Annotated in this window: 12 protein-coding genes; 4 read left to right on the top strand and 8 right to left on the bottom strand. The window is 43.8% G+C overall.

Annotation, left to right across the window (positions count from 1 at the left end; translation table 11 throughout):
- Positions 1–27: 27 nt before the first annotated feature.
- The gene (gene dsbC / locus R8N49_RS12100) at positions 28–816 is read right to left on the bottom strand and encodes a bifunctional protein-disulfide isomerase/oxidoreductase DsbC (protein ID WP_005381786.1); all 789 of its coding nucleotides are present in this window, start codon (positions 814–816) and stop codon (positions 28–30) included.
- Positions 817–875: 59 nt separating this feature from the next.
- Entirely contained in the window at positions 876–1,793 is a 918-nt protein-coding gene (gene xerD, locus R8N49_RS12095) for a site-specific tyrosine recombinase XerD (RefSeq protein ID WP_005381788.1), read from the bottom strand.
- A gap of 157 nt (positions 1,794–1,950) precedes the next feature.
- Between xerD and fldB the strand changes: the two genes are divergently transcribed.
- A complete protein-coding gene (gene fldB / locus R8N49_RS12090; protein ID WP_005381790.1) occupies positions 1,951–2,469 on the top strand; it encodes a flavodoxin FldB in 519 nt (172 codons plus the stop codon).
- Positions 2,470–2,554: 85 nt separating this feature from the next.
- Here the strand turns inward: fldB and brnQ are convergent, their stop codons facing one another.
- Complete coding sequence (brnQ, locus tag R8N49_RS12085; RefSeq protein ID WP_005382851.1) at positions 2,555–3,865, bottom strand: branched-chain amino acid transport system II carrier protein; 1,311 nt, start codon at positions 3,863–3,865, stop codon at positions 2,555–2,557.
- A 330-nt stretch (positions 3,866–4,195) separates the two neighbouring features.
- Here brnQ and R8N49_RS12080 point away from each other — a divergent pair, with 330 nt between their 5' ends.
- Together R8N49_RS12080 and srmB are read left to right on the top strand one after the other, a co-directional pair.
- Entirely contained in the window at positions 4,196–4,915 is a 720-nt protein-coding gene (locus tag R8N49_RS12080; protein WP_104978805.1) for a tRNA1(Val) (adenine(37)-N6)-methyltransferase, read from the top strand.
- 107 nt (positions 4,916–5,022) lie between these two features.
- On the top strand, positions 5,023–6,246 hold the full coding sequence (srmB, locus tag R8N49_RS12075) for an ATP-dependent RNA helicase SrmB (protein WP_005381797.1): 1,224 nt from the start codon (positions 5,023–5,025) through the stop codon (positions 6,244–6,246).
- Positions 6,247–6,356: 110 nt separating this feature from the next.
- On the opposite strand, the gene yaaA is transcribed toward srmB, so the two are convergent.
- Together yaaA and R8N49_RS12065 are read right to left on the bottom strand one after the other, a co-directional pair.
- Positions 6,357–7,133, bottom strand: coding sequence for a peroxide stress protein YaaA (yaaA, locus tag R8N49_RS12070; RefSeq protein WP_005382848.1), 777 nt, complete (start codon positions 7,131–7,133; stop codon positions 6,357–6,359).
- Between the two features lie 110 nt (positions 7,134–7,243).
- The gene (locus R8N49_RS12065; RefSeq protein WP_005381800.1) at positions 7,244–8,677 is read right to left on the bottom strand and encodes an alanine/glycine:cation symporter family protein; all 1,434 of its coding nucleotides are present in this window, start codon (positions 8,675–8,677) and stop codon (positions 7,244–7,246) included.
- Between the two features lie 721 nt (positions 8,678–9,398).
- On the opposite strand from R8N49_RS12065, the gene R8N49_RS12060 reads away from it, so the two are divergent.
- Entirely contained in the window at positions 9,399–9,584 is a 186-nt protein-coding gene (locus R8N49_RS12060; RefSeq protein ID WP_005381805.1) for a DUF3545 family protein, read from the top strand.
- A 236-nt stretch (positions 9,585–9,820) separates the two neighbouring features.
- Here R8N49_RS12060 and R8N49_RS12055 read toward each other — a convergent pair whose 3' ends face one another.
- The 3 genes from R8N49_RS12055 to nfo form a co-directional block, all read right to left on the bottom strand.
- On the bottom strand, positions 9,821–10,372 hold the full coding sequence (locus tag R8N49_RS12055) for a hemerythrin domain-containing protein (protein ID WP_318189989.1): 552 nt from the start codon (positions 10,370–10,372) through the stop codon (positions 9,821–9,823).
- A 113-nt stretch (positions 10,373–10,485) separates the two neighbouring features.
- Entirely contained in the window at positions 10,486–11,166 is a 681-nt protein-coding gene (gene ung / locus R8N49_RS12050; protein WP_318189988.1) for a uracil-DNA glycosylase, read from the bottom strand.
- Positions 11,167–11,455: 289 nt separating this feature from the next.
- Complete coding sequence (nfo, locus tag R8N49_RS12045; RefSeq protein ID WP_017821508.1) at positions 11,456–12,340, bottom strand: deoxyribonuclease IV; 885 nt, start codon at positions 12,338–12,340, stop codon at positions 11,456–11,458.
- Positions 12,341–12,402: the final 62 nt, after the last annotated feature.

The following is a 12,402-nucleotide window of genomic DNA, read 5'->3' as shown; positions in this document are numbered from 1 at the left end:
AACTTTGCCGACTCTGCTCCTAATGGATTATAGTTGCTTTAAACGTTTCAATAGCTCTGCAGGTGGTAGGTAGCCACCAACCATTTCGCCATTCGGTAAGAAGATTGCTGGCGTACCAGAAATACCCAATTGGCGACCTAGATTGTAATGCGCCTGGATGGTTTCTTTACACTGTTTCAGGTCTTTCGCAGGGTTATCAAATGTACGATTCACTTTCGCGTTGTGCATTGCCGACGCCGGATCTTCAGCACACCAAATCGTTGCCATTTGTTCTGCCACAGGGCCAGTTGCACCTTGGCGAGGGTAAGCCATGTAACGCACTGTAATACCTAGATCATTATAGCCTTGCATTTGGCTATGCAGACGCACACAGTAACCACATGTGATATCGGTGAATACGGTCACAACGTACTTTTCATCGTCGGCTTTGTATTCGATCATGCTATCGGAGAACTGCGCAATTTTCTCGGCGTTAAGCGGCGCTTGACGCTCTGCTATGACATCTTTGTAACTGCCATCATCATTAATGGCATAAAGCGTACCGGCGATAAAATGGCTACCATCATTTGAAGCAAACAGGATCCCGCCATTGGTTTGAATTTCCAATAAGCCAGCGACGTCTGATGGTTGAATATCAACGATAGATAAACCAAGCTTTGAGAACTTAGTTTTTAATGCTGCTTCATCAAAGCCGCTTTGTGCAGCTGGCGCCACTTGTTGCGCAGGAGTCTCCGTTTGAGCCTGACTTTCTTCTGCACCACAAGCGGTAACAAAAAATGGTAAAGTCAGCAGAGTTAGTCGGCGTAATACGCTCATGAAATTCACCTTAATGTAAAATCGTTTTTCCAAGAGGACATGGATGAATCTAACCATTGTTATGCTCTTGGGTGGTGTTGACTGTGGATCTGCTTCAATCGTTCAGTCGCCACGTGAGTATAAATTTGCGTGGTCGATAAGTCACTATGTCCTAAAAGCATCTGTACGACCCTGAGATCTGCGCCATAGTTCAATAAATGCGTGGCAAAGGCATGACGCAGTACGTGCGGCGACAGCTGATCAGTATCAATCCCTGCTATTAAAGCATAGTATTTAATACGGTGCCAAAACGTCTGACGAGTCATCTGTCTTGCGCGTTTACTAGGAAAAACAATATCAGATGATGTATCACCAAGTAACGCAGGGCGCCCTTGTTGAATGAACGTCTCGATCCAATCGACCGCGTTTTCCCCCATAGGAACCAGGCGTTCTTTACCACCTTTACCAGTCACGCGCACCACCCCTTGGCGCAAGCTAACATTTTCCATGGTCAAACTGACGAGCTCTGTCACACGCAACCCTGTCGCGTAGAGTAGCTCTAGCATCGCTTTATCGCGCAATTCTATAGGGTCATTCGGGTCTGGCGCTTCGAGCAACGCGTCCACTTGCTCTTCACTAATATCTTTGGGTAAACGTTGTGGCAGTTTAGGGCTAACCAAGAGCGCACTCGGGTCATCAGCGCGCACCTTTTCACGATGCAGGTATTGAAATAAACGACGAATAGCCGACAACATACGCGCACGGGACGTCTGTTTGTAATCTAAGTCTACAAGGTGGCTTTGATATTCTTGCAAGCCAGACAAACTGATAAAATCAAGACGGTATCGATGTTTTTCCATCCACACGAGCAGCTTCATTAAATCGTTTCGGTAGGAAGCCAACGTGTTCTCTGATAGACCACGCTCCATCCACATCGCATCTAAGAATTGCTCAACAAGCGAAAAATCTTGTTGATTGACAGGCTGTTGTGCCGTCATGAATGCTTCCTTATCTGTTTATATTTACAGTATTTAGATTAAAGCACCTGCCAATCCAATACCATAAAAAATCATCCCACATAGGATATTCGCTGCAATCTTCCTCAATTTATGGTTAGAATCTTCCACAACAGCAACACAAATAACGACGAATATAATGAAAATCGGACTCTTTTACGGCTCAACGACCTGCTACACAGAAATGGCAGCAGAGAAAATTCGTACCCTTATTGGTGAAGACCTTGTCGACATTCACAATGTGAAAGAGACACCGTTATCACTAATGGCGGACTACGACTTATTACTCCTTGGCATCTCAACTTGGGATTTTGGTGAAATTCAAGAAGATTGGAACGCGATTTGGCAAGACATCGCTACCACGCCACTGAAAGGCAAAGTTGTAGCGCTGTTTGGCCTGGGTGACCAAGAAGGTTACGGAGAGTGGTATTTAGATGCGATGGGCTTACTTCACGATGAATTACAAGCCACAGGCGCAACCTTTATCGGTTACTGGCCAAATGAAGGCTACGAATTTGAAGCATCGAAAGCACTGATCGAAGATGGCAGCAAGTTTGTTGGACTTGCGTTAGATGAAGACTCACAGTACGAACTGAGTGATGAACGCATCGAAAAATGGTGTGAACAAGTTCTTGTGGAATTCCACGACACGCTTTAATAGCGCAAACACGTCATCATTAAAAAGTAAAAAGCCCGATGAAGTAATTCATCGGGCTTTTTATTATCTTGATAACGCGAAGTGATTACGCGGTTTCTTGTGCTAGTTCTGGGCGAGGTTTCGCGATGAAGAACATGCACACGATAGCCGCAAATGTTGGAAGCACCCAACCCATGCCGACTTCGAATAGTGGCAACATGTTAAACGCAGAAACATCAATACCCGATACTTTTGCCGCATCAACCAACGCAAACAACAGAGATACAAGCAGTACCGCGCGGTAAGCAAAACGTGGATTTGGCAGTTTGCTGCGCACAAATGTTAGTGCAACCAACGCAATCGCCACAGGGTACAGCGCAAACAATACTGGCACTGACAGAGAAATCAGCTGTGCAAGACCAACGTTTGCAACCAATGCACAAACAGAACCATTAATCAGTACCCATTGCTTGTATGACAGTGGTGTTTTCGAGCTGAAGAAATCTGAACACGCAGAGATCAAGCCAATCGCGGTTGTCAGACACGCTAGCAATACGATGACAGACAGAACGATTTGACCGTATGGACCAAACAACGCTTGAACGTATTGGCTAAGCACTAGGCCACCATTATCAGCACCAGCAGCAACCGTTGCACTCGTCGCACCTAAGTAAAATAGTGAGATGTAAACAAACGCAAGACCAGCAGCAGCAATACAACCTGCATAGATCAGATATTTAGTAGTTGCAGAGCGCTCAGTAATGCCTTTACCGCGCAGTGCATCAACCATCAGCATACCAAACATCAATGACGCGAACGTATCCATTGTGTTGTAGCCTTCTAAGAAGCCTTTGGTCAGAGGTTGCGTTAGGTATTCACCGTGCGCGCCAATCATATCGCCCTGAGGATCAAGGAAGACAGCGACAGCAAGAATGATCAAACCAACGAACAATGCTGGTGTCAGCACTTTACCGATAAGATCGATCAAACGGCCTTGGAACCATGAGAACATCATCGCCGCAATAAAGAAGATCACTGAAAATGCAGTGAGATGCGTTTGTGACGCTTCAAGGAAGAAAGGTTTCACCGCCATCTCGTAAGCCACTAGGCCAGTACGAGGCGCAGCAAACGCAGGACCGATGATGATGAAGATCAACGCAGCCATAATAACCGCTGCTTTTTTCGGAAGGTCTTGCGTTAAGTGATCCCAAGAACCACCAGCAACAGCAATAGCAACGATAGTAATAAGAGGTAGACCTACCGCTGTCAGCAAGAAACCAAACATAGCTGGCATTAAGTTTTCACCCGCTAACTGACCCGCTAGAGGTGGAAAGATAATATTGCCCGCACCTAAAAAGAACGCAAATAGCATAAAGCCTACTGCGATAATATCTGTTAGTTTTAACGTCTGCTTCACAGATAACCCTTGTCTTTTAATTAATGAATGTTGTGTATGCTTAGACCACTTTTTGTATACCTAAAGTCAATAAGTACACGTGGTTCAATCTATAAAATTTTCGCCGCATAATGACGAAAGACTCATCATTTGGCAACCTTTAAGAAAAAAACACCATATTAATTTAGTTTTCAAACTTAAAAGCAGTGGATATAACCAGATCCAAATAACAGACCAGTTCTTTATCTCGATCAATTAACAATACAATTTAATAACCAACAAAACAACAATCTATACAATTAATAAACAATAGAGTAATCCACTTAATTATTGAGCAAATATAAAACAATCATGAAGAACAAAAAACTGAAAACTAAAGGTTTCAATTTTAAGCAATTTTGTATTGAGGGCGGCGAGAGTGGTATGCCAGTCAGCACAGATGGGGTAATGCTTGGTGCTTGGATTCAAAGCCCTAACGACGCTAAAATTCTCGATATTGGCACTGGCACTGGCCTGCTTGCCCTGATGTGTGCTCAACGCTTTACGGAAGCTCAAATAACCGCGGTCGATATCGAATTAACAGCCGTTGCTGCCGCGCAAAAAAATATGGCCCAGTCTCCTTGGTCAGATCGTGTAAGTGTGCATCACACCGACATACTGCACTTTACGCCGACACATTCATTCCAACGCATCATTTGTAACCCGCCCTACTTCAACAGCGGCGAGCAATCGAAACACAGTCAACGTGCAACCGCGAGGCACACTGATACGCTAGGCCATAACGCATTGCTACAGCGTTGCTATCATTTGCTTGATGACGAAGGGAGAGCTAGTTTTGTGTTGCCAATCACCGAAGGCGAGCAGTTCATTGAGCTAGCATTAAACCAAGGTTGGTATCTATCGAGGATCTGTCGTGTGCAACCATCAGAAAAGAAACCAGTACACCGATTGTTATTTGAACTGTCAAAACGACCTTGCGATTTGCAGACGTCACATTTAATTATCCGTTCAAATGACGGCTATAGTGATGATTTCATCCAGTTAACCCGCGAGTTTTATCTTAAGATGTGAAATAACATGTGATCCTTATCACCAATCACTTTATAATGTGCGACCTTTTTGTATTCTATGCTGTTGTGGCGAACCATTAACCAAGCTTTGCTTGTGGAGAACTCATTGTGATCAGAACCTTTGCTGAACTTGATCTAGACCAAAACCTACTTGAAGCCATTGAAGAGATGGGTTACGAACGCCCAACAAAAATTCAGGCAGAAGCGATTCCACAAGCGTTGGACGGTCGTGACATTCTAGCGTCAGCGCCAACAGGAACTGGTAAAACGGCCGCCTTCGTCCTGCCAGCATTGCAATACTTGCAAGACTTCCCTCGTCGTAAGCCTGGGCCTGCGCGTATTTTGATCCTAACACCTACTCGCGAACTGGCGATGCAAATTGCCGATCAAGCACGTGCTTTGGCAAAAAATACCAAACTCAACATTTTCACCATCACTGGTGGTGTTCAGTACCAAGAGCACGCCGACATCCTTGCAACAACACAAGACATTGTGGTTGCGACACCTGGCCGTTTAAAAGAATACATTGATGCAGAACGTTTTGATTGTCGTGCAATCGAATGGTTAATCCTTGATGAAGCAGACCGTATGCTAGATATGGGTTTTGCTCCTACTGTCGATCGCCTATCTAACGAATGTCGCTGGCGTAAGCAAACCCTTCTGTTCTCAGCAACGTTAGAAGGGAAAGGCGTAGAAGGCTTTACCGCTGATCTGTTGAATGACCCAGCAGAGATTGATGCAAAATCACCGCTGCGTGAGCGTAAGAAAATTGCTCAGTGGTACCACCGAGCTGATGATGCTGAACACAAACTAGAATTACTAAAACACATTATTACTCAGCAAGCAGAGCGCACTATCGTCTTTTTAAAGACTCGTGAGCGTTTGGCTGAGCTACGAGCGCAGCTTGAAAGTGCACAGATTCCATGTTCTTGGATTCAAGGTGAAATGCCGCAAGATCGTCGTAACAATGCAATTTCTCGCTTCCGCGATGGAACTGTGAACGTTCTGCTCGCGACGGACGTTGCTGCGCGTGGTATCGATCTTCCGGATGTATCACACGTTATCAACTACGACATGCCGCGCACGGCTGATGTTTACCTTCATCGTATCGGCCGAACTGCTCGCGCAGGTAAGAAAGGTAACGCTATCTCAATCGTAGAAGCACACGACCAACCAATGATGGATCGCGTTGCACGTTACGTGAAAGAAGACATCAAAGAGCGTTTCGTGAAAGAGATGCGTCCTAAACACAAAAAGCCCGTGTTTAAGAAGAAAAAGAAAAAAGACGACAAGAAAAAAGTAGCGAAAAAGAAAACCGCTAAGAAGAAGTAATCTTGTTGGGGCCAAGTAGCTCAAGCTAGAAAATAACAAAGGGTTGGCAATGCCAACCCTTTTTTCGTTTGTGCTGAAAGAGATTAACGTCGATTACGTCTCAATCAGCTTTATTTTTGCTCTTCGCGTTTAAATACTAACTCTGTTGGCGTCGATTCATCTTCCACAAAGTAGTAACCCGCCGTATCAAACTTAGTCAGGTCTGCCACGCTCTCAACACGGTTTTCAATGATGTAACGCGCCATCATACCGCGCGCTTTCTTCGCGTAAAAACTGATGACCTTGTATTGACCATTCTTACAATCTTTGAATACTGGCGTGATCACTTGCGCATCTAAATTCTTTGGCTTAACCGCTTTAAAGTATTCATTTGATGCAAGGTTGATAAGGACATTATCACCTTGAGCAGAAATCGCTTCGTTAAGCTTGTCCGTAATAACATTGCCCCAAAACTGGTACAAGTTCGTACCTTTGTCGTTTGCAAGCTTGGTACCCATTTCAAGACGGTATGGCTGCATCAAATCAAGTGGTTTTAGTAAACCATAAAGACCCGATAGCATACGCAGATGATCTTGAGCATATTCGAAGTCCGCTTCAGATAAACTTTCGGCGTCTAGCCCTGTGTAAACGTCACCTTTAAATGCAAGAATAGCTTGTCGAGAGTTTTCCGTGGTAAACGTTTCACTCCACTCTTGGAATCGGCCCACATTTAAATCGGCAATCTTGTCGCTCACTTTCATTAAAGAGGCAACATCAGCAGGAGTCAGTTTGCGGCAAACATCGATAAGCTCTTTTGAGTATTCGACCAACTCAGGTTGAGTAAATTTTTCTGTCGCTAACGGAGACTCGTAATCAAGAGTCTTCGCTGGAGAAACTACGATAAGCATGACTTTCCCTTCTCTAATTTTGTTTTTAATAGGGTACAAAAAAAGCCATGCATTGTCTGCATGGCTTTTTACATCGTACTAATAGCTTTCAACTATGAGTGATAGCTCACTTAGTCTTTTTTATCGTTGTACCAAATGCCTTCTTCAAGCTGAGATTTCAGCTCTGGGAAATCATTCGCATCAAATGTTGGCACTTTGCCTTCACCAAGCTGGCGATTGTAATCTTTGGCCAGTTTAATCACGATGCCAGATAGCAAGATGATCGCCACCAAGTTGACTATCGCCATCAGACCCATAGAGACGTCAGCAAGCGACCATACGACTGGTAACGAAGCTAGTGCACCAAACATCACCATACCAAGAACAATAACGCGGAAAATGCTTAAGCCCGCTTTATGATTGTGCTCTAGGAAGATTAAGTTCGTTTCAGCATACGAGTAGTTTGCAATGATTGAAGTAAACGCAAAGAAGAAGATTGCCACAGCAACAAAGATGCCGCCCCAATCGCCAACTTGTGAGCTCAATGCACGCTGAGTTAGCTCGATACCCGTCACTTCTGTTGCTTGACCGACATACTCACCAGACATCAGGATGATAGCCACTGTTGCAGAACAGATAACGATCGTATCCATGAACACGCCTAGCATCTGTACGTAACCTTGAGACGCTGGGTGTGGTGGGTAAGGTGTTGCTGAAGCTGCCGCGTTAGGTGCAGAACCCATACCTGCTTCATTCGAGAATAGACCGCGCTTGATACCGTTAATCATTGCCTGTGCAATTGCGTAGCCAAGACCACCTGCTGCTGCTTCTTGCAGACCAAATGCACTCTTAAAGATAAGCATCAATACATCAGGTAATTTCTCTAGGTTAGAGAACATGATGAACAGCGCTAGGGCTAGATAAAGTAGTGCCATGATCGGAACGATCATCTCAGCAACTCTTGCGATACGCTTGATGCCACCGAAAATAACAATTGCAGACAGTAAAACAACGGCAATACCGACATACAGGTTATTCCAACCAAATGCGTTGCTCATTGCATTGGCAATTGAGTTAGCTTGTACGGCGTTGAATACCAAACCAAAAGCGATGATTAGGAAAACTGAGAACAACACGCCCATCCAACGCATGCCCAGGCCTTTTTCCATGTAGTAGGCAGGGCCACCACGGTAGTTGCCATCATCATCTTTGGTTTTGTATAGCTGCGCCAGTGTGCTCTCAGCAAACGATGTTGCCATACCAAGCATTGCAATCAGCCACATCCAGAAGATCGCACCAGGACCACCCGCAGTCAATGCAACTGCAACGCCCGCCATGTTACCTGTACCAACACGTGCAGCAAGACTAGTACAAAGCGCTTGGAAAGAGGAAATACCAGCTTTGTCTGCTTTACGGCTGTTCTTAAGAACAGAGAACATGTGGCCGAAATGGCGGAACTGAATGAACCCTAATCGAACGGTGAAGTAAATACCAACACCAACAAGAAGATAAACCAGAATCGAACCCCAGAGGAGATCGTTCATCAAATTGATTAAGTCTGTCATGTGTACCTCAAAGTGAGTTGCGCCAGTCTATGCGTCCTAGCCATCCACCAAATTGCCTGCTAAGTGTCAAAGTGTGCTTAGCTTTTTAAGTAATGTTTATGGGCAATCTAGAATCGTAAACGTCGCTTCATGCATCCATTTTACGTACCAGCGTATTTTTTGACGGGCGGATAATGCAACCTAGGAGCGCAAAAATCAATATGCAACAATAAGAATAACATTGTTATTTTTCACTATAAAGTCACCAAAAAATAACATAAATAGAAGACTTAACACTCAAACTACGCAACATTTCAATTACCAAACACCAACATAAATAATTATTCTTCATTAAATGGAATGGCAAACCGTATAAATAAGAACAAGCTAGTATTCACAAGGTGTTACATAAATTTACGCTAGTGACTTACCATCTAATTGAACACTATTTCATCAAACTGATTTTATGCAACTTTAACCTTTGCGCAGTGCACCCATTCATCAAATCGAATTAACATAGAAAATTTCTCTATTTAATCGTTTTCTTGAGATCGTTTGTGCATTTTTTATCCACATCGTTGCAATAAAAAGTGTGATTTTGAGAATATTTTTGCACGAAAATGTCATGCTACCGACACAAATGCGAAATATATCATGGTTATTCTCACGGCTATTGTGGTACTTAAAAAACTCCACAAGGACTGGTTACAACAGTTTAGCTTAAGAAAGGTAAAGGTGGCTTATGGAAGGCTTTCAACTAGATGACATTTTTAATCTGGATACTACCTCAACAACCAAATCTCGTGCCAAACCAGTAAAGCGAAAGTGGCGTGAAATAGAAGAGATGAACGACAGACGCAATTTGCTTAAAGAGCTGCGCGAACTTGATGTCTGTACCGATTATAACTTGGAAGACATTAAACTCTAATTCAAACAAAAGGCACCTTACAGGTGCCTTTTGTTTTTTGTTTACAGTGACCGTAAACACCGTGAGTTTATGTACCAAGGTTTAAGTATGAATACCATTATTACTCAATGAGAATCTTCCGTACTTTTTGCCGAGAAATATGCACACTAAATTTTCGGTTGATTCCCAATAAATAAGAAATGTATCTCACAAACCCGAGAGACGGCTTTCGCTCGCTCAGGTTTCATCACTCAGGCTTAAACATACTCAGTATCACTTTGACGAACACGTTCGGCCAACTGCTTATAACGATCAGCAACCGTGTCACCAAACACAGGATCATCCTCACTGACGCTCCATAAGCTCTCGACATGCTGCCAATCTTCTGTGGTAAATAACTCTTCAATGAGAGGCAAAATTTTTCGCTCTTCTAGCTCCAAGTGGTGCCTTTGCGATTCTATGAAATCTTCTAGGTGAGCGACGAACATGTCTTGTGGCACAACAGCATCCTGAAGGATCATCTCTATCACGGATGAAAACTCTCTGGTTTTACTCGCTAACTCTAGATGTTCTTTCTCTAAATTTTCCATGGTTTGTTGCTTACCATAGTGTTCAAGAAAGTGGTGATAGAGGATATCTTCTTTCGGGTGGTGTACTTTCTCCGAATGATTAGAGAGGTAATCAACAATCTCGCTTACTAACGCATAGTTGATTACACGTTCTTTTTTTATCTCATTAAGCTTATGGCGCAGTATCGCCAACAGACGAACCATATAACCATGTTCGCGTCGAATTCTTTCGATCATCATAGCGTCTCTCCTTAACACCTACTTTTAGTAAGTGTACATGAGAAATTTACTATCAGCCTCGAGCGTGCTCAAAAAAACAGCGATCATACCATCCATGATCGCTGTCTCTTCATTTATACCGTTAATGGCAAATGCCAGTTAATTGGTGCTTTTTCTTGTGATGTAAGCAACTGGTTTGCTTGAGAGAAATGCTTACAACCGAAAAAGCCTCGATGTGCAGAAAGTGGCGATGGGTGTGGGGCAGCTAACACATGGTGCTTATTGCGATCGATAAAACGACCTTTCTTCTGTGCATGTGAACCCCATAGCAAGAACACTACACCTTCTTGATGCTGATTAATGGCTTCAATCACTCGATCAGTAAACGTTTCCCAACCTGTCTTTGAATGTGAATGCGCTTTACCTTGCTCCACCGTTAATACCGTATTGAGTAACAATACGCCTTGTTCAGCCCAGCTTTGCAAAAAACCATGCTGAGGGATTTGGAAACCTTTAATATCTTGCGCCAGCTCTTTATACATATTAACCAGTGACGGTGGCGTTTTAATGCCAGGAAGTACAGAGAAACACAGGCCATGCGCCTGATTTGGGCCGTGGTATGGGTCTTGTCCTAGAATCACGACCTTAACGTCTTTGAACTCGGTAAAACGAAACGCGTTAAAGACATCTTTTGCGGAAGGAAAAATAGCTTTGCCTGCGGCGCGTTCGGCTTCAACAAAATTCAAGGTGTCTACAAAGTAGCTCTGCTTTTTCTCTTCGCCGATCACATCGTGCCAAGTGGGTGACTGATTCATGGAAAGTTCCTGTCCTAAATTTTGCTTCTATTCTAACGAGCGAAACTCAAACAAACAAAAACTTACCACGAACTTGAGACAAGTAATAAAAGACTAATGCTTCTGTGGCGTTCGAAAATGCCCCTGTCCGGTAATGTGACGATTAGGCATCGGTAAGCGAAGCACACGACGAGTGTAAGTATAAGGAGTAAAAGAGAATGGTCGAGACATGTTGGCATCCTTCTTTGCTAATTCAGAGATTGATGTTCAATGACTAAGAAAGAAAGGTGCCAACTTTGTGGTTACGCCATTAACTGTCAATGGCCGCTAAATGGAATTGACGCAACGTGTTGATCTCTTGCTGCCAAATATCTGGATCAATTGTTTCCAAAATCAGAGGGATACCATCAAAACGAGGGTCTTTCGCGATGTACTCAAAGCAATCCCACCCGATCTCTCCTTTACCTAGAGAATGGTGGCGATCTACTTTGCTGGCAAACTCTACTTTTGAATCATTTAGATGCATTGCTCTTAAATAGTGCATACCTACGATACGGTCGAACTCTGCAAAGGTGCGCTCGCAATCTTCTTTTGTACGTAAGTCATAACCAGCCGTAAAGGTATGGCAGGTATCAATACAAACGCCGACACGATCTTTATCTTCCACTTGCTCGATGATTTCAGCTAGGTGCTCAAACTTCCAGCCTAAGTTAGTGCCTTGACCTGCCGTATTCTCGATAACAGCGATCACATTCGGCACCGCTTTATGCGCAAGATTGATCGACTCGGCGATCGTCGCGAGACACTCCTGTTCAGAGACTTTCTTTAGGTGACTGCCCGGATGGAAGTTAAGCAAAGTCAGCCCCAACTGATTACAACGCTCCATTTCATCAATAAATGCCGCGCGGGATTTATTCAGCTTTTCTTCTTCCGGCGCACCCAAGTTAATCAGATAAGAATCATGGGGAAGAATATGCTCTGCTCCGAAACCCAGCATTTTACAGTTCGCTTTAAACGCACTGATGGTTTTTGCTTCTAAAGGCTTCGCCACCCACTGGCGTTGGTTTTTTGTAAATAGTGCGAAGGCATTCGCGCCAATTTCACGAGCTCTCAACGGAGCTTGATCGACCCCACCAGCAGCAGAGACATGTGCACCAATGAGTTTATTCCCAAGCTTGTTTTTCATGTTTGTCATTTAATCACTTTAGACTTTCAGTATTGCTACCTAAATACAGATAGTTGCGTTAACCAGTTTAA

Source organism: Vibrio sp. 1978, assembly GCF_033344345.1.
The sequence above is the reverse complement of the archived record's forward strand: the minus strand, read 5'-3'. Positions and strand labels throughout refer to the sequence as shown.

Coding starts and splice junctions, on each gene's coding strand:
- R8N49_RS12080 (WP_104978805.1), top strand. CDS start 4,196: ATGAAGAACAAAAAACTGAAAACTAAAGGTTTCAATTTTAAGCAATTT.
- ung (WP_318189988.1), bottom strand. CDS start 11,166: ATGAATCAGTCACCCACTTGGCACGATGTGATCGGCGAAGAGAAAAAG.
- yaaA (WP_005382848.1), bottom strand. CDS start 7,133: ATGCTTATCGTAGTTTCTCCAGCGAAGACTCTTGATTACGAGTCTCCG.
- R8N49_RS12065 (WP_005381800.1), bottom strand. CDS start 8,677: ATGACAGACTTAATCAATTTGATGAACGATCTCCTCTGGGGTTCGATT.
- fldB (WP_005381790.1), top strand. CDS start 1,951: ATGAAAATCGGACTCTTTTACGGCTCAACGACCTGCTACACAGAAATG.
- R8N49_RS12055 (WP_318189989.1), bottom strand. CDS start 10,372: ATGATGATCGAAAGAATTCGACGCGAACATGGTTATATGGTTCGTCTG.
- R8N49_RS12060 (WP_005381805.1), top strand. CDS start 9,399: ATGGAAGGCTTTCAACTAGATGACATTTTTAATCTGGATACTACCTCA.
- nfo (WP_017821508.1), bottom strand. CDS start 12,340: ATGACAAACATGAAAAACAAGCTTGGGAATAAACTCATTGGTGCACAT.
- dsbC (WP_005381786.1), bottom strand. CDS start 816: ATGAGCGTATTACGCCGACTAACTCTGCTGACTTTACCATTTTTTGTT.
- xerD (WP_005381788.1), bottom strand. CDS start 1,793: ATGACGGCACAACAGCCTGTCAATCAACAAGATTTTTCGCTTGTTGAG.